Below are 16968 nucleotides of genomic sequence, written 5' to 3' on the forward strand. Positions count from 1 at the left end.
ACCTCTCAGTACTGCCGCTGCGGCAGGGCGGCCTTGGCCGACGCCTGGTCGAATTCGGTTTCCTGGGTCTCGATGCGGGCGGGCACCTGCTCGCCGGCGGACACCTTCTTGACCAGATCCATCAGCTGCGGGCCGAGCAGCGGGTTGCACTCGACGACGTGGTTGATCTTGCCGTCGGCCAGTGCGGTCAGCGCGTCCTTGACGCCGTCGACCGAAACGATCTTGATGTCCTTGCCCGGAACCTTGCCCGCGGCTTCGATCGCCTCGATGGCGCCGAGGGCCATGTCGTCGTTGTGCGCGTAGAGGACGTCGATCTTGGGCTGGGACTTCAGGAAGGCCTCCATGACCTCCTTGCCCTTGGCGCGGGTGAACTCACCGGTCTGCGAGGCGACGATCTTGTACTTCGGGTCCGCCGCGATGACGTCCGCGAAGCCCTTCTTGCGGTCGTTGGCCGGCGCCGAACCCGTGGTGCCCTGCAGCTCGACGATGTTGACCTGGCCGGTGGCGCTGCCGTACTCCTTGGTCAGCCACTCCCCCGCCTTCTTGCCCTCGGCGATGAAGTCCGAGCCGAGGAAGGTCTTGTAGAGCGACTTGTCCGGCGAGTCGATCGCGCGGTCGGTGAGGATGACCGGGATGTTGGCCGTCTTGGCTTCCTTGAGCACGGTGTCCCAGCCGGACTCGACCACCGGCGAGAAGGCGATGACCTTGACCTTCTGCTGGATGTAGGAGCGGATCGCCGAGATCTGGTTCTCCTGCTTCTGCTGCGCGTCGGAGAACTTCAGCTCGATGCCCGCGGTCTTGGCCGACTCCTGGATGGACTTGGTGTTCGCCGTCCGCCACCCGCTCTCGGCGCCCACCTGCGCGAAGCCGAGCGTGATCGCCCCGCCGGAGCTTCCGGAGGAGCCCCCGCTCCCGCAGGCGGTGAGCAGCACGAGTCCGGCTGCCGCGGCCGCCGCGGCGGCCCATCGCTTCTTCAGCACGTTCACTCCTCGATCGACGGTGATCAAATCTGTTAGCGTTAACATTCGGAGCTGGTCTTCTTCGGGTTTCGCGCGTGCGCCGCTAGCGCGGGCCGGTGCTTTCGCGGACGATCAGCTCGGGGACGACCAGGGCGCGCGCGTGCTGGTCGCCTCCGTCCATCCGCTGGGTGAGCAGGCCGAACGTGCGCCGGCCGACTTCGATGAAGTCCTGGCGCACCGTGGTGAGCGGCGGCGTGAAGTACGCCGCCTCCGGCACGTCGTCGAAGCCCGCGACGCGCACGTCTCGCGGCACCGAGATGCCCGCCTCGGCGAAGGCGCGCAGCAGGCCGAGCGCCATCTGGTCGTTGCCGGCGAAGACGGCGTCCAGCTTCGGTTCCGCGGCGAGGGATCGCCCCGCCTCGTAGCCCGACCGCGAACTCCAGTCGCCGCGGATCACCCGCGGGGCCGCGACCCCGTGGCGTTCCAGGGTTTCGCGCCAGCCGAGCTCGCGGTCGCGGGCCTCCAGCCAGTCCTCCGGCCCGGCGACGTGCCAGACGGTCCGGTGGCCGAGGGCGAGCAGGTGCTCGGTGGCGCGGCGGGCGCCGTCGCGCTGGTCGACGGAGATGACCGGCACCGGCGCGGTCTCCCCGCCGCCGACGGCGACGACCGGGAAGTCCGCGGGCGCGGCTTCCAGTGCACGCCCCGCACTGACGTGCGGGGCGATGACGATGATGCCCTCGACCGCCTGGCGGCGGAGGTTCTCCACCGCGTCGGCGATCGACGACCGGCCGGGCCGGCTGACGCTGGAGATCGTGATCGCGTACCCGGCTTCGCGGGCGGCGTTCTCGATGCCGTACAGCGTGCTGGCCGGACCGTACAGATTGGACTCGAGCGCGACGACGCCGAGCGTCCCGGTCCGCCCGGTGACCAGCGCGCGGGCCGCGGAATTGGGCCGGTAGCCCAGTTCCTCGATCGCCGCGAGCACCCGGGCCCGCGTCTCGGGGCGCACCGGGCCGGTCCCGTTGATCACCCGGGACACGGTCATGTGGGACACGCCGGCCACGCCCGCGACGTCGGTCAGGCTCGGCTGCCGCGTCCCGGCCGCGGTCACCCGCACGGGTCCGCCGGAGCGGGGTCGTTCGGCCACCGGCGTCCCCTTTCCGTCCGCGCCGACTGGGTCTGCGTCACCTGTTCCGGTGACGGCGAGGAGTAGTGTTAGCGATAACACCCTCGCGGTCAACCCTGGGTCGCGTAACGGTGTGGTCACGTGCCCCGGCCGCGGCCCGGCTCGGGCTTCGGCGCCCCGGCCTGCGGAAAGCTTCGTCCGTGATTCACCAGCTGCCCGGTGACCTCGGTGTTCAGCCGCATGTTCGCGGTCTCACCCGAGCGCGATCGTGGCCGCCACGGGCAGGTGGTCGCTCCCGGTCGCGGGCAGCGTCCAGGCCGCCACCGGCCGGACCCCGCCGACGAAGATCTGGTCGATCCGCGCCAGCGGCAGCGACGCGGGCCAGCTGAACCCGAACCCGTCCCCGGCTTCGTCCTGCGCGGCCCGCAGGCGCGCGGTGATCGGCGCGAGCGCCCGATCGTCGGTGGTGCCGTTGAAATCGCCGACGAGCACGGTCTTCTTCGCGGAATCCGCGGCGACGTAGGCCGCGAGCCGCTCGACGGCCGCGTCCCGGCCGTCGGCGGTGAACCCCGCGTCGAGCCGCACCCGCACCGACGGGAGGTGCGCGACGAAGACCGCGACGGGCCCCTGCGGAGTGTCCACTGTGGTCCGGAGGGCGCGCGTCCACGGCATGATTTCGAGCGGCTGGGTGTCGCGGAGCGGGTAGGTGCTCCAGACCCCGACGGTGCCTTGGACGGTGTGGTGCGGGTACCGCGCGGCGAGGGCGTCTTCGTACTTCGGGACCTCGGACCGCTTGAGCTCCTCGAGCGCGACCACCTGCGCGTTCGAGGCGGCGAGCGCTCGCGCGGTACCGGCCGGGTCCGGGTTTTCGTCGTTGACGTTGTGCGAAACCACGGTGAAGTCCCCGCCGGTGCCGCGCTGGTCGAAGAGCCTGCCGCCGAAGGAGGCGCCCCAGCAGACGGTGGGCAGGAGGAGTACGACCAGCGCGAGGGCCGAGCGGCGGAGCAGTGCGGCGACGAGCAGAAGCAGGATCGGGACGCCGGTCCACGGGAGGAACGTTTCGAGGAGGCTGCCCGCGTTGCCCGGCCAGTTGGGGACGAGCGGGTGCGCGAGCAGGAACAGCGCGGTGAGCACGGCGAAGGCGGCGATGACGCGGCCGCGGCGCCAGACCCCCGAGCGCCGCGCCACCGGCACCACGATCGGCTCGGTCGCCTGGTCGGTGGTCGCCGTCATCGGGTGGCCGCCGCGGGGAGCTCGTGCTGGATGGCCGCGATCAAGCGCCTGCTGTTCTCCAGCGCCGCCCGCAGGCCGGACGCCGGGCTGCCGCCGGGACTCTGGTGGAGCACCACGCCCAGGATCAGCTTGCCGCCCGGAGCCTGCGCCGCCCACATCAGGGCGCCGCCCGCCGCGGTGGACGAGCCCGTCTTCAGGCCGATCACGCCGTCGCGGCCGAGGAGGGTGTTCGTGTTGACCACCTCGCCCGGGACGCCGTCGACGCGCAGGCTCGGCGTGGCTACGATCGCGCGCAGCACGGGGATCTTCATCGCCTCGCGCGCCAGCCGCAGCTGGTCGGCGGCGGTGCTCGTGGTCGAGTCCTCGACGCCGCTCGCACCGGTGTAGGTCGTGCTCGTCATGCCGAGCGCCGCGGCCTCGCGGTTCATCTTGGCGACGAACGCTTCCTGGCTCCCGGCGTCCCACCGGGCGAGCAGCCGCGCGATGTTGTTGCCCGACGGCACCAGCATCAGGGCCAGCAGGTCGCGTTCGCTGATCCGGCGTCCCGCGCGCACCTGGGCGGTCGACTCCTCCGCCGACGTCGACTCGGCGTCGGCCTGCTCGTCGACGGCGATCTGCGGGCCCGGCTCGTCCGCGTCGAGCGGGTGGTCCTTGAGGACGACGTAGGCCGTCATCACCTTGGTGACGCTGGCGATCGGCACCGGCTGCTGCTCACCCCGGCTGCCGAGCGAGCCCAGCCCGAGCACCTCGGCGCTGGACTGCCCGTCCGACGGCCACGGCAGCGCCAGGTCGATCGACGGCCGCGAGGCGCTCGCCCGCCCGGCGAGCTCCGGCGGGAAGAGCACCCAGCAGGTCACGGCGACGGCGACGGCCACCGCGGCGGCGACCCCGCCGACGGCGGGTGGGATGCGGGTACGGGACATGCTCTCCTCCGGGTGCCGTGGCACGCTCCACCGAGCGCACTCCGGCCACTCTCTCCGGGGAAGATCGCCGGCCCGTCGGGGTTGTTCGACAGGTCTGAACCAGAAGTGTCACAGGTCTGTACCAAGACGCCGCGACGAACGTCCCGGCCGCCCGCCCGCGCGCGACGTCATGAACGAGTCGTTCATGACGTCCGGCGAGGTGAAAGGGTCGTTCATGACGTCCGGCGCCAGGGCTCCGCGACGTCGCGGTGGCGGCAGGTTCGGCGACCGGCGTGCGGACACGCCCGGGCTCGCACCACCGGAGCCAGCCCGTCACACCGGCCACGCTGCCTCCGGCTGGACCTGAGCCGGCGGGCCGGCCCGCTCGTTCGCCTTGACCCGGTCCGGGACGTCATGAACGACCCTTTCACCGCGTCCGATGCGGTGAACGACCCGTTCATGCGACAACGCGAGCGCGTAGCGGTGATCCGCGCGGCCGGCGTGCCGGCGTCGGTGTCCCGACGTTGCGAACCGCCGGACCGGCCGCGCCGATCCGACTCTGCCCGGCCCCTGACCTCTGGCGAGGTGAAAGGGTCGTTCACGACGTCCCGAGCCCACCGCCGGCCAGCTCGCCGACGAGGGGAAAGAAGCGGGACCGGGCCGCTCCCCGCCGCGCACGGGGAGCGAACCGGTCCCGCCGGTCCGGGCCGCTCAGCTCACGTGGACGTAGTCGACCACCAGCTGCTGCGGGAACTGCGTGCTGCCGTCCGGGTCGCCCGGCCAGTAGCCGCCGACCGCGAGGTTCAGGATCACGAAGAACGGGTGGTTGAACGCCCACGCGTTGCCGCCGACGTCGGCCGGTGTGCGGGTCTGGTAGACGTTGCCGTCCACCGACCACACGATCTTGTCGGTCGACCAGTCCACGGCGTAGGTGTGGAAGTCGTCGGAGAAGTTCGGGCCGGTGTAGGCCGCGCCGATGCCGCCCGAACCCGAGTAGCCCGGGCCGTGGATGGTGCCGTGCACGGTGTTCGGCTCGAAGCCGACGTTCTCCATGATGTCGATCTCGCCGCAGTTCGGCCAGCCGGCGCTGCCGATGTCGGTGCCGAGCATCCAGAACGCGGGCCACATGCCCTGCCCGCGCGGCAGCTTCATCCGGGCTTCGACGTGCCCGGACGACGTGGAGAACTTGCCGGAGGTGTTCAGCCGCGCCGAGGTGTACTCGCACGCGCCGTACCAGCAGTTGTTGCCGCTGTTCTCCTTCTTCGCGGTGATCACGAGGTGGCCCTGGCCGTCGAGGGCCGCGTTGGCGGTCCCGTCGGTGTACCACTGCCGTTCGTGGTTGTTGACGTTGTCGCCGGTCTCGTGGACCCACTTCGAACCGTCGACGCCGCTGCCGGCGGCGCCGTCGAAGTCGTCGGAGAAGCTCGCGAGAACCGAAGCGGCCTGGCTCGGCGGGGCGGCCACCACGGCGCCGAGCACGAGCAGAGCGGCGGGGGCGGCCAGCAACCGGGCTGTCCGGCGCCACCGGGTGGGGATCCTGGTCGACGTCATTGTCGCCTCTTCTTCTTCCGCGGGCGACGGCTGGCGGCTCACCGGCGCCCTATTTGTTGTGGATCGCAACAAAGTATGGGCGCCCCGGTGGCGAAGAACAAGGATAACCGGTCGGACATTTTCCGACGTACCCGATGGTCCGGACCACCGGGTACTTTCGGGCAACTTCAGCGCTGGATGCAGTCGAGCCCGAGCCCGGCGGCGGTGAGGACGTACTGGCAGATGTGCGACGCGTGGGCGACATCGGTCTGGGTGCACGCCAGCGGCACGCCGAGCAGGTCGACCGAGCAGTAGGCGTAGAACTGGTTCGCGCTGCCGGGCACCGGGTCGGCCGACGCCGGGGCGGCCGCGGCCACCACCGCGGAAACCGCGAGCGCACCGGCCGCCGCCAGGGAAGCGATTCGGGTCTTCATCGTGCTCTCCTCCCGCTTTCTCCCCCGCCTGTCAGGGGCTTCGTGCTGATCAAGATTCCCCGCGCCGCGCCCGCTCAGCTTCGCGTCACCGGAAAGTGTCACGCGAGCGGACCGCGAACCGAACAGCCGATGAACACCAGAGTGCGTGATTACGTCCGAACGTAGGTACTTCCGAACACCTTCGATCATCTACCCTGGGCGCCGCTGCCCCGTCGAGGCCCCTGGAGGCTCCCGTGATGGCCGACCCGCACAAGCTCACCCGACGCGGTTTCCTCGGCGGGGTCGCCGCCGCCGGCGCCCTCGGCGCGCTGCCGCCCGGCATGGCCGAAGCCCTCGCCGAACCACGCGCCACCGGCAGCCTTTCCGACGTCCAGCACGTCGTGGTCCTGATGCAGGAGAACCGGTCCTTCGACCACTACTACGGCACGATGCGGGGTGTCCGCGGCTACGGCGACCGATCGGCGATCGTCCAGCCGAACGGCCAGGACATCTTCCACCAGCCCGATTCCGGGCGCTCCGACGGGAAGTACCTCCTGCCGTTCCGGGTGGACACGACCAAAGTGGACGGTCAGGACCTCGGCGACCTCGGCCACGGCTGGGCCGACCAGCACCAGGCGATCGCCGGCGGCGCCACCGACGCGTGGGTCCCCGCCAAGGGCGAGATGACCATGGGCTACTTCGACCAGGGCGACATCCCGTTCCACCGCGCGCTCGCCGACGCGTTCACCGTGTGCGACCACTACTTCTGCTCGGTGCAGGGCCCGACCACGCCCAACCGGCTCTACCTGTTCACCGGCACCATCGACGCCGCCGGCCAGGCCGGCGGCCCGGCGAACTACAACCCGGCCGACTACAAGCCGGTCTTCCGCTGGACGACCTACCCGGAACGCCTGCAGCAGCACGGGGTGTCGTGGAAGGTCTACGCCAACAAGGAGGTCGGCGACGCGGGCGGCTCCTTCGTCGGCGACTACGGCGACAACCCCCTGTGGCTCTTCCAGGCCTACCACCAGGACTACACGAGCGAACTGTCCCGGCGGGCCAGTGTGTTCAAGACCTGGGGCCCGGACTCGGGACGGGGCAAGGACGTCGACCACGTGCTGGCCGAGTTCAAGGCGGACTGCGCGAGCGGCTCGCTGCCGAAGGTGTCCTGGATCGTCGCGCCCTACGGCTACTGCGAGCACCCCGAGGCCCGGCCGGTCGACGGCGCCGCGTACACCCAGACCGTGCTGAACGCCTTGTGGGCCAACCCGAAGCTGTGGGAATCCACCGTGGTCCTCATCAACTACGACGAGAACGACGGCTTCTTCGACCACGTCGCCCCGCCGATCGCGCCGTCCGGCACCACCGGCGAATACATCGGCGGCCAGCCGATCGGCCTCGGCGCGCGCGTGCCGATGACGGTGATCTCGCCGTGGAGCCGCGGCGGCTGGGTCAGCTCCGAGGTCACCGATCACACCTCGGTGATCCGGTTCCTGGAGCGCTGGACCGGCGTCGCCGAGCCGAACATCAGCGCGTGGCGCCGCGCGGTCTGCGGCGACCTCATGACGTGCTTCGACTTCCGCACGCCGGCCACGCAGATCCCGCTGCTGCCGGACACCGCCGCGCTGCGCAAGCAGGCCGACGACACCCAGAAGAAGCTGCCGAAGCCGGCCCCGCCCGCAACCGGGAAGCAGCAGGTCCCGGTCCAGGAGCCGGGGACGCGGCCCGCCCGCGCGCTCCCCTACCGGCCGCTGGTCACGACGTCGCTGAGCGCCGATCGCAAGATCCTCACGACGACGTTCGCCAACCAGGGCACGGCGGCCGTCCAGCTGCTGGCCTACCGCAACGACGGCCAGACCGACGGCCCGTGGCCCTACGACGTCGCACCCGGGGCGCAGGTCAGCGACACGTGGCGGGTCCAGCTCTACGGCGGCGGCAAGTACGGCGTGGCGGTGCACGGGCCCAACCGGTTCCGCTGGGTCCTGGCCGGGGACGCGAACAGCGCCGGCGCGGGCGTCGACGTCCTCGGCAGCTACACCGCGGAGAACAAGCTGCGGCTGACCATGCGCAACAGCGGGACGACCGCGGTCAAACTGACGATCACCGCGAATCACTACCGCACCGACGGCCCGTGGACGTACGCGCTGGCCGCCGGGCAGACGGTGACGGACGACTGGAACCCGGTCGCCTACGGCTCCGGCTGGTACGACCTGTCGGCCACCCACGACGCCGACCCGAAGTTCCTGCGCCGGTTCAGCGGGCACCTCGAAACCGGCGCGCCGAGCATCACCGGGTAGACGTTCACACTCTTGACTGTTGTTCAGTCCATTGACGGGCCGGACCGGGGTCACCTATAAAGGGAACGTCCGGGTGTACGCCGCAACACCTCCGCTGTCCCCCTTTTCCGGAGGCTTCTGGTGTCCCCACGAAGTGCCGTTTTCCTCGGTACCGCAACCGTTTCCGCCGTCGCGGTCGCCCTCGCCCTGACCGGCGGGGTGACCGCGCAGGCGGCCGCGGCGAACCTCTCCGCCGCCTTCGCGCAGTCGTCGGTCTGGACCGGCGGTTACGGCGGCGGCTACACGATCGCCAACCGCGGTGACGCGCCCGCCGTCGGCTGGGCGGTCGAGTTCGACCTGCCCGCCGGCTCGGCGGTGACCAGCTCGTGGAGCTCGGTGAAGACGCAGACCGGGCAGCACTACAAGTTCACGAACGCCGGGTTCAACGGCACGATCGCCCCCGGCGCCACCGCGAGCTTCGGCTTCAACGTCTCCGGCGCGGGCCTGCCCGCCGCGTGCACGGTGAACGGCGCCGCGTGCACCGGCGGCGGCCAGGTCACCACCACGCCGACGACGACGGCCACGCGCACGAGCACCAGGCCGCCGGCCACGACCACCACTCCCCCGAGCGGTGACGTCGTGAGCGTCTCGACGGCCGCCCAGCTGCAGGCCGCGCTGGCGAACGCGGCGCCGGGCCAGGCGATCAAGCTGGCGGCCGGCACCTACCGCGGCTCCTTCGTCACGACGAAGCCCGGCACGGCCGCGAAACCGATCACCCTTTCGGGGCCGTCGAACGCCGTCCTGATCAACGACGGCCCGTCCGGTGACGCGCCCGACTGCCCGGCGCCCACCGCGGGCTGGGACTCGGGCTATGGCCTGTGGCTCTCGGGCGCGCCGTACTGGAACCTGACCGGGTTCACGGTCCAGGAGTCCAAGAAGGGCATCGTCGTCGACGACTCGCCGCACACCACCATCGACGGAGTCACCGTGCACCACGTCGACGAGGAGGCGATCCACTTCCGCCGTTCGTCGGCCGACAGCGTGCTGAAGAACTCCACGATCACCTACACCGGGCTCGTGCAGCCCGGCTACGGCGAAGGCGTCTACCTGGGCTCCGCCAACTCGAACTGGGCCTGCCACGGCAACTCCGGCGGCGTCGACCGCGGCGACCGGATCCAGGTGCTGGACAACCACATCGGGCCGTTCATCGCGGCCGAGCCGATCGACGTCAAGGAAGGCACGTTCAGCGGTGTGATCCGCGGCAACACCTTCGACGGGCGCGGGATCAGCGGCGAGAACTCGGCCGACTCCTGGATCGACGTCAAGGGCATCGGCTACACGATCGAGGACAACACGGGCACGTTCTCCGCGCCCGGCACGTTCGCCAACGGCTACGAGAACCACAACACCAGCACCAGCCCGTCGTTCGACAACGGCTGCGGGAACGTCTGGCGCGGCAACAAGTCCGACCTCGGCGGGGCCGGCGACTACGCGATCAAGATCAGCTCGGTGTCGAAGTGCTCGGCGAACCCGAACGTGGTGTACGCGTCGAACACCGTGGCGAACGCCAGGTCGGGCTTGACGAACATCCCGGTCACGCCGTAGTCCTTCCCCCTAAAGGTGCATGGCCAGCCACAGCGCCACCCACGCGGCGGCGGCGATCAGCGCGCCCGCCGCCGCCGCGAGGAGCACTCGGTGCAGGCCGCGGGCGGGTTTCGCCGGTGTCTCGATGTGGTCCATGGAGTCGATCATGAATCACGCGGGCCGATCACGACAGCCGGCGCGCTCGTCCGGGCGACCCCTGCGCGGGGTACCCCGGGCGACGCACGTCACCCCCGGAACCCGGAACACCCGCCCGCCCGGCTCGTTGTAAAGGGTGTCAGGGCGGCGATCCGCCCAGTCCCCCGAAACCCCCGTTCCCTCCCGGGGTTCCCCCGTGCTCCTGGGCGGGAACGGGCCTTACGGCACGATCGCGTCGACGTACCCGCCGTCGACGCGCACCGCCGCGCCGGTGGTGGCCGACGCGAACGGGGAACTCAAGTACACCACCAGGTGCGCGATCTCCTCGGGCTCGATCAGCCGCTGCAGCAACGACTGCGGCCGGTGCCGCTTCATGAACTCGCGCTGCGCCTCTTCCCACGGCAGGTCCTTGTCGACCAGCTCGTAGACGAAGTCCTCGACGCCGCCGGTGTGCGTCGGCCCGGCGATCACGGCGTTGACCGTGACGCCGGTGCCCGCCGCGTGCTTGGCGAACCCGCGGGAGACGCCGAGCAGCGCCGTCTTCGACACTCCATAGTGGATCATCTCGGCCGGGATCACGATCGCGGAATCGCTGGCGATGTACTGGATCCGGCCCCAGCCGCGTTCGATCATGCCGGGCAGGTAGGCGCGGGTGAGGCGCACCGCGGCCAGGACGTTGACCTCGAAGTAGCGGCGCCAGTCGGCGTCGGTGATGTCGAGGGGTTCCTGGGCGCCGAAGATGCCGAGGTTGTTGACCAGGATGTCGGCGTCCGGCACCTCTTCGACGACCTGTGCGGCGCCGGCCTCCTCGGAGACGTCGCCGGGGGCCGGGAGGAAGTCCGCGTCCGGCAGCTCTTCGCGCAGCCGCGCGATGGCCTTGAGGACGCCGGTTTCGCTCCGGCCGTTGATCGCGACGCGGGCACCCGCGGCCGCGAGGCCCGCCGCGATCGCCGAGCCGATGCCCTGGGTGGACCCGGTGACCAGTGCCGTCTTCCCGCTCAGGTCGACCCGCATCGTGAAAGCCTTCTCTCCGCTCGACGTCCCGCTGCCGGGCCGATTGAAGCACAGCCGCCGGGTGCGCACCGGCTGGAAAACCGGTTGCCCCTTTTGCCCGGTGACCACACCATCTGCGCATGACTTCCTGCCGCACGCCGCGCCTGCCGACCGCCGCGACCCCCGCGCCGGTCCAGCGGCAGCGCGGCCCCCGGAGGCCGAGCCCGCCCGCGCTGTGACCGCCGCGCTCGTGGCCGGTCTGGTGGCCGGCTACGGCATCGCGATCCCGGTCGGCGCGGTCGGCACCTACCTGGTCGCCCTCACCGCCCGCAGCACCCTCAAGACCGGCCTCGCGGCCGCGCTCGGCGTCGCCACCGCCGACGGCGTGTACGCGCTGGTGGCCGTGCTCGGCGGCGCCGCGATCGCGGGCGTGATCACGCCGATCGCCGGGCCGCTGCGGCTGGTTTCGGCGGGGATCCTCGTCGTCCTGGCGGTCCGCGGCGCGGTGCGGGCCCTGCGCTCGCACCGGGACGCCGCCGAACGGCCCGTGACGCCGCTCACGCCCGGCCGCGCGTACGCGAGTTTCCTGGGCATCACGCTCGTCAACCCGGCGACGGTGGTCTACTTCGCCGCACTGGTGGTCGGCAGCCGGGCGGGGACCGCGGTGCCGGTCCTCGACCAAGGGGTGTTCGTGCTGGCCGCGTTCGCCGCCTCGGCGAGCTGGCAGGTCCTCCTCGCGGGCGGCGGCGCGCTGCTCGGCCGGGTGCTCACCGGGCCGCGCGGCCGGCTGGTGACGGCGCTGGTGTCGAGCGCGGTGATCACCGCACTGGCCGTCCGACTTGTCCTGACTTGAGCGAAACCCGTTGTCCTGTAACGGTTTGTCCGAGCTACCGGCGCACACGGGAAGACGTTTCCCGCCCCGTGACGGCGTTAGGCTCGGCCTCGACGACAGGAGGCGGTCATGGACATGCCGATGACGGGGATGTCGGGCTGGGACACCGCGGGAGCCGTCCTGATAGTCCTCTGGGCGCTGGCCATGTGGGCCGCGGTCGGTGTCCTGGCGTACGCGAACCGCGGCCCGGTGCGGCCGTGGGTCTACCGCGGCTCGGCGGCGGTGATCGGCATCGGCGTGCTCGGGCAGCTCGGGCACGTGCAGGAGCACATCGCCCAGGTCGGGTACTGGCTCGGCCACCCGAACTCGCCCGCGTGGATGACGCCGTGGGGCACCGGCCTGGCGAACGGGCTGCAGATGGTGCTGCCGGACCGGCCGACGTTCGGGATGGAGCTGCTGCACCTGACCGGCAACTTCATCTTCCTCGCCGGCCTCGCCGGGGTCATGGTGATCACGCGGCGGGCGCTCAAGACCCGCGCCCGCCGCTGGGCGAAGATGGGCGTGTGGATGCAGGGCCTGCACGGGCTCGAGCACCTCGTCCTCACGCTGTCGGTGGCGTTCGGCTCGCGCGCGATCGGCCTGTCGACGTTCTTCGGGCTCGTCGGCCCGGGCCCGGGCCTGACCACCTACCGCGTGTGGTGGCACTTCGTCGCGAACGTCGCGGGCTCGATCATCTTCGGGCTGGCGCTCTACCACCTGGGGAAGGAACGCCGGGAGGTGCGGGCGACGTTCTTCGTGCGCCCGCTCCCCGAGGTCACCCGGCGGGCGGCGTAGCGCAGGTCAGCGTCGGCACCGCCCAGTCCGCGTGGTCGTTGCCGTTGCCGTCCCCGCCGTCGTTCACCAGCAGGTCGAGGACCTGGGCGCCGGTGACGTCGACGTCGATCGGCACCGCGGCCTGGCCGCCGCGGACGACCGGCGTCGTGACGCGGGTGGTGCCGTCCACCGACACGCTGAAGGCGACGCTGCCGCCGGTGCCGGTTTCGCCGTCGACACCCACCGAGGCCGTCAGCCGGGTGCACGTGCCCGCCAGGTAAAGCTGGACGTCGCCGGCCGCGTGGGCGCCGAGGCCCTTCGCGTACGCCACCCCGCCGATGGTCATCGGCTTGCCGTCGCCCGCGCCCGCCTCGCCGTTGCTGGTGTCGCGTTCGACCGGGCCCCAGCCGTTCGTCGCGGTCAGGAAGGGCAGCGAGCTCACCGCGACCTGGCCCGCGGGTGGCGCGGGCGGCACCGCGCCGACGATCCGTTCCCCGGTCACCGAGCCCGGGCGCCCGGCCTGCCGGTAGGCCACCGCCACCTTCAGCGCCGCGGTGTCCACTGTGGATGGCGGCGTCACGGTCCAGGTGAACGTGGCCGAGCCCCCGCCGTCGATCCGGGCGACCGAGGGCGGTGAAGCGGAACCGGCCGTCCACCCGGCCGGGAGGGTCAGCGCCGGCTTGACGTCGAACGCCGGCGGCGCGCCCGCCGGAACCCGCACGGTCGCCGACGCCGTGAACGGCTGCCCGCCCGAGGCCGTGTCCGGCGCGGTGAGCGACACGCCCGCGGTCGGCGCCGGCGGCATCCCGTACCGCACGGGGTCGTAGCCGGGCGAGGCGTTCGGCCGGACGGTCAGCGGCGAGCGGTGGCTGCCGTAGTTCGTCCAGGCGATCTTCCCGAGCCCGCCGGTGCTGCCGTCGAGGTTCCACACGGCGACGGCGATCGTGTTGTGCCCGTTGGGGTTCAGCACGCCGTTCGGGATCGGGAAGCTGTGCTGCGGCCCGAGGTGGTTGTTGTACTGGCCGAGCTGCCAGCCGTTGACGAACAGGAGCGCCCGGTACTGCCGCGCGGGGTCGTCGGTGATGGTCAGGCCGAGCGAGGTGTCCTGACCGCGCGGTAGGTCGAGGTCCGCGGTGGTCCGGTACCACGAGACGCCCGGCGTGGTGTCCTTCGCCGGCAGGGACGCGGGGGCCCAGTTCGCGTCGGGGAAGCCGGGCAGGGACCAGCCGGCGCGTTCGCCGTAGAGGCCGCCGGTGTTGAGCGGGCCGCGGACCGGGTCGAGGCCGGTCTCGCCGCCGCGGACGCCCTGCAGCCGCCAGGTGACCGACGTCAGCGGCGCGCCGGTCAGCCGGGCCGCGGTGAGGCCGCGGGCCGCCTTGTTGCCGTTGTTCGCGCCGTAGTCCTCCTCGTGGCCCATGTTCACGGTCAGCACGGAGATCTCGTTCTCGCCCGGGCGCAGGGCGCCCGCGGGGAAGGTGAACGTGTGCTGCGGGTCGGTCGAGCTGCCGAGGAAGACGCCGTTGAGCCACGCCGAGAAGGCGCCGGCCGGGCCGCCGCTCTGGCTCGAGAGGGTGATCCCGGTCTGCTTGCCGTCGCCGGTGAACCGGCCGCGGTACCAGGTGTTGCCGGTGTGGAAGCCGTAGTCGTCGGCGAAGAGCACCGGTTTCGTGCCGAGCGTGGTCGAGCTGTTGCTGGTGTCCTTGTCGGCCACCGGCCACGCCGAGTCGTCGAACCCGGGCCGGCTCTCGGGCGACTCCTGCTGGTGCTTCCACCCGGTCAGCGCGGGCAGGGTGACCGGCGCGGCGGTCGGCGCGGTGCTCGTGAGGCTGCCGCTGGACGTCGGCTTGACCGGCACCGGGGAACCGTTCCACAGCAGCGACTTCGCGGCCGTGAAGACCTCGAACGCGCCGTCGGTGCCGATGTCGCCGGTGAGGGCGAGGGTGCCGTTCCGCGTGGCCGCGGTGCGGACCAGATCGGTGCCGCGGACCAGGACCGGGCCCGCCGCGGTGTCCTGGCGCCAGAACGTGGCCGCCGTCGCCTTGTCGGCGAGCAGCAGGAGCAGCGGCCGCGAGCCGGGGGCGGTGACGAGCACGCGGGCCAGGCCGTCGTGGGTGTAGTTCAGCCGCAGGTCGCCGCGGGCGGCGTCCCAGGTGGACGTCGCGGCGCCGCCGAGGACCTGCACGGAGGGCTGCTTCGCGAACCGCAGGACGGTCTCCCCCGGCCCGCCGTGGTCGCCGTAGAGGACGGCGACGTCGCGGCCGCCGATGGCGGCGGACGTCATGACCTCGGAAGTCGAGTACTGCATCCGGGTCTGCCCGAGGTCGTAGCCGGCGACGAGGATCTTCGACTGGCGGCCGTTCAGCGTGAGCCCGGTGCCCGCCTGCTGCGGCACGACCGGGTAGTAGTCGGTGCTGCCGGAGAGCAGGTCGACGGCGTCGACCACGACGAACGGGCCGGTCGCCTTGGCGTTGCGCTGCCCGGTGACGGTGATCTTCAGCGTGTGCGCCCCGGCGGGCAGGTCGCGGACCTGGTAGCCGGTGACCTGGTTCTGCTTGGTCGCCGCGTAGAGGTCGACGGTGTCCACTTTGGACCCGTCCAGGGAGACGTCGGCGATGCCGTGGCTCGGGTCCTTCGACGTCACCCAGCGGATCCCGGTGCCGGTGAAGGGAATGCTGACGCTGTCGCCGGTGACCTCCGAAAAGGACTCCGTGTGCTGGTAATCCCCGCCGGTGTAGTTCACTTCCGGCCCGACGTGGCTCCAGGTGCCGGTGTAGCCGACCTCGGCCGCGCGGTCGTCGTAGGTGTAGCCGGCGCGCGCGGCGAGGTCGAGCGCGATGCTCGTGGTGTTCGTGGCGGTCGACGTCGAATCGGTGTGCCGCAGGGTGTGGAACTGCGTGCGGGTGTCGGGGTTGATCCGCGCGGTGTCGGTGAGCGCGGGATCGGTGAGCGGCGCGGCGGCCAGCCCGTCGGTCTTGGTCAGCGGGGCGACGGACTGCGTGAAGGAGCCGATGAGCTTGTCCTCGGCGTACTTGGGGTCGAACTGGCGGCCTTCGGTGATCGCGGCGCCGTAGTCGTAGGAGGTGTAGTTCTGCGGGATCGCGCTCCAGCCCCACGACGTGCCGCCGTGCAGCATGTAGAAGCTCTGCCCGGTCGCGCCGACGGCGATGTTCTGCTTGTAGAAGACGTTCGCGAACTGGTCGTTGATCAGCTGCGCGCACTTCTCGTAGCCGGGACCGCCCCACGGGTCGAAGGCCCCGCCCTGGAACTCGGCGGTGATGAGCGGCTTGCCGGGGACGTGGTCGTAGCTGATGTCGGGGACGCCGTTCCACCGCGTCGGGTTGGAGCAGTCGAAGCCCTGCGGGTAGGAGTCGGCGGCGTCGACGTCGAGCGCGGCTTCCCCGGCGTTGAAGGTGCCGTTGTTGTTGCCGACCAGCGGGACGGTGATCCCGTCGGCGCGGGCCTTGTCCTCGAGGTGCTTCATGTACGCGCGGCCGTCGGCGTTGCCGTTGTAGTACTCGTTCTCGACCTGGTACGCGAGCACGCTGCCGGTGCCGTCGGTCAGCTGGTGGCGGGCGATGATGCGGTCGATCTGCGTCTGCCACTCGTCGGAGTACCTGAGGTAGACGGGATCGGCGCTGCGGGTGTGGCCCGGGGTGGTGGACAGCCAGGTCGGGAAGCCCCCGCCGTCGACCTCGGCGTTGATGTAGGGCCCGGGCCGCGCGATGACGTAGAGCCCGGCCTGCTGCGCCATGTCGAGGAGCTTGTCGAGGTCGCGGATCCCGCTGAAGTCGTAGACGCCCTGACGCGGCGAGTGGTAGCCCCAGTCGAAGTAGAGCGAGGTCGAGTTGAAGCCGGCGGCCTTCATCTTCTGGAAGATGTCGAGCCACAGGTCGGGGCTGGGGAGGCGGTAGGAGTGGAACTCGCCGGACCAGAGGTAGGTCCGCTGCCCGTCGACGAGGAAGGAGTAGCCGTCGTAGGTGACGGTGTGCCCTTGCTTAGGTGGCGCGGCCGCGGCGGCTTGCGGGACGGTCACCCCCGCGACCGCGAAGACCATCGCGAGCAGAGCGGTCAGCAACGTCCGGACGCGGCGCATGTGGCCTCCTGACACTTCCTGGCACGGCGGGGGACCAGAATCGAACACGATCCTTTGC

12 protein-coding genes and 1 pseudogene are annotated in these 16968 nt (G+C 71.4%); 4 read left to right on the forward strand and 9 right to left on the reverse strand.

What is annotated here, in order from left to right; all coding sequences use genetic code 11:
- Positions 1-5 precede the first annotated feature (5 nt).
- The 6 genes and pseudogenes from MUY14_RS15380 to MUY14_RS15405 all read right to left on the reverse strand — a co-directional run bounded on the left by MUY14_RS15380 (position 6) and on the right by MUY14_RS15405 (position 6184).
- Positions 6-1025, reverse strand: a complete 1020-nt coding sequence (locus MUY14_RS15380; protein WP_396126806.1) for an ABC transporter substrate-binding protein — start codon at positions 1023-1025, stop codon at positions 6-8.
- A gap of 37 nt (positions 1026-1062) precedes the next feature.
- Entirely contained in the window at positions 1063-2106 is a 1044-nt protein-coding gene (locus MUY14_RS15385) for a LacI family DNA-binding transcriptional regulator (RefSeq protein WP_247023692.1), read from the reverse strand.
- A gap of 231 nt (positions 2107-2337) precedes the next feature.
- Positions 2338-3285: an endonuclease/exonuclease/phosphatase family protein gene (locus tag MUY14_RS15390; protein WP_396126851.1), complete on the reverse strand. Its 948-nt coding sequence runs from the start codon at positions 3283-3285 to the stop codon at positions 2338-2340.
- A gap of 29 nt (positions 3286-3314) precedes the next feature.
- Complete coding sequence (locus tag MUY14_RS15395; RefSeq protein WP_247023694.1) at positions 3315-4241, reverse strand: D-alanyl-D-alanine carboxypeptidase family protein; 927 nt, start codon at positions 4239-4241, stop codon at positions 3315-3317.
- Positions 4242-4934: 693 nt separating this feature from the next.
- Positions 4935-5771: pseudogene (locus tag MUY14_RS15400) on the reverse strand (family 16 glycosylhydrolase); the annotation flags it as partial.
- 167 nt (positions 5772-5938) lie between these two features.
- Positions 5939-6184, reverse strand: a complete 246-nt coding sequence (locus tag MUY14_RS15405; protein WP_247023695.1) for a hypothetical protein — start codon at positions 6182-6184, stop codon at positions 5939-5941.
- Between the two features lie 236 nt (positions 6185-6420).
- On the opposite strand from MUY14_RS15405, the gene MUY14_RS15410 reads away from it, so the two are divergent.
- Both MUY14_RS15410 and MUY14_RS15415 read left to right on the forward strand, forming a co-directional pair.
- Positions 6421-8460, forward strand: a complete 2040-nt coding sequence (locus MUY14_RS15410; protein WP_247023696.1) for a phosphocholine-specific phospholipase C — start codon at positions 6421-6423, stop codon at positions 8458-8460.
- 120 nt (positions 8461-8580) lie between these two features.
- Positions 8581-10044 (forward strand): cellulose binding domain-containing protein, encoded by a 1464-nt coding sequence (locus MUY14_RS15415; protein WP_247023697.1) that lies wholly within the window; start codon positions 8581-8583, stop codon positions 10042-10044.
- Between the two features lie 9 nt (positions 10045-10053).
- Here MUY14_RS15415 and MUY14_RS46885 read toward each other — a convergent pair whose 3' ends face one another.
- A complete protein-coding gene (locus MUY14_RS46885) occupies positions 10054-10179 on the reverse strand; it encodes a hypothetical protein (RefSeq protein WP_264086318.1) in 126 nt (41 codons plus the stop codon).
- Between the two features lie 219 nt (positions 10180-10398).
- On the reverse strand, positions 10399-11193 hold the full coding sequence (locus MUY14_RS15420) for an SDR family NAD(P)-dependent oxidoreductase (protein WP_247023698.1): 795 nt from the start codon (positions 11191-11193) through the stop codon (positions 10399-10401).
- Between the two features lie 214 nt (positions 11194-11407).
- Here MUY14_RS15420 and MUY14_RS15425 point away from each other — a divergent pair, with 214 nt between their 5' ends.
- Both MUY14_RS15425 and MUY14_RS15430 read left to right on the forward strand, forming a co-directional pair.
- The gene (locus MUY14_RS15425; RefSeq protein WP_247025140.1) at positions 11408-12025 is read left to right on the forward strand and encodes a LysE/ArgO family amino acid transporter; all 618 of its coding nucleotides are present in this window, start codon (positions 11408-11410) and stop codon (positions 12023-12025) included.
- Positions 12026-12133: 108 nt separating this feature from the next.
- Positions 12134-12838, forward strand: coding sequence for a DUF6008 family protein (locus MUY14_RS15430; RefSeq protein ID WP_247023699.1), 705 nt, complete (start codon positions 12134-12136; stop codon positions 12836-12838).
- Here MUY14_RS15430 and MUY14_RS15435 read toward each other — a convergent pair.
- Positions 12819-16910: a beta-galactosidase gene (locus MUY14_RS15435; RefSeq protein ID WP_247023700.1), complete on the reverse strand. Its 4092-nt coding sequence runs from the start codon at positions 16908-16910 to the stop codon at positions 12819-12821. The genes MUY14_RS15430 and MUY14_RS15435 overlap by 20 nt on opposite strands.
- Between the last annotated feature and the right edge of the window lie 58 nt (positions 16911-16968).

Source organism: Amycolatopsis sp. FBCC-B4732 (assembly GCF_023008405.1).
Lineage (GTDB): Bacteria > Actinomycetota > Actinomycetes > Mycobacteriales > Pseudonocardiaceae > Amycolatopsis > Amycolatopsis pretoriensis_A.

Excerpts from the sequence above, each read along its gene's own strand:
- MUY14_RS15380 (WP_396126806.1), bottom strand. The coding sequence starts at position 1,025 with ATGTTAACGCTAACAGATTTGATCACCGTCGATCGAGGAGTGAACGTG.
- MUY14_RS15395 (WP_247023694.1), bottom strand. The coding sequence starts at position 4,241 with ATGTCCCGTACCCGCATCCCACCCGCCGTCGGCGGGGTCGCCGCCGCG.
- MUY14_RS15405 (WP_247023695.1), bottom strand. The coding sequence starts at position 6,184 with ATGAAGACCCGAATCGCTTCCCTGGCGGCGGCCGGTGCGCTCGCGGTT.
- MUY14_RS15410 (WP_247023696.1), top strand. The coding sequence starts at position 6,421 with ATGGCCGACCCGCACAAGCTCACCCGACGCGGTTTCCTCGGCGGGGTC.
- MUY14_RS46885 (WP_264086318.1), bottom strand. The coding sequence starts at position 10,179 with ATGGACCACATCGAGACACCGGCGAAACCCGCCCGCGGCCTGCACCGA.
- MUY14_RS15420 (WP_247023698.1), bottom strand. The coding sequence starts at position 11,193 with ATGCGGGTCGACCTGAGCGGGAAGACGGCACTGGTCACCGGGTCCACC.
- MUY14_RS15430 (WP_247023699.1), top strand. The coding sequence starts at position 12,134 with ATGGACATGCCGATGACGGGGATGTCGGGCTGGGACACCGCGGGAGCC.
- MUY14_RS15435 (WP_247023700.1), bottom strand. The coding sequence starts at position 16,910 with ATGCGCCGCGTCCGGACGTTGCTGACCGCTCTGCTCGCGATGGTCTTC.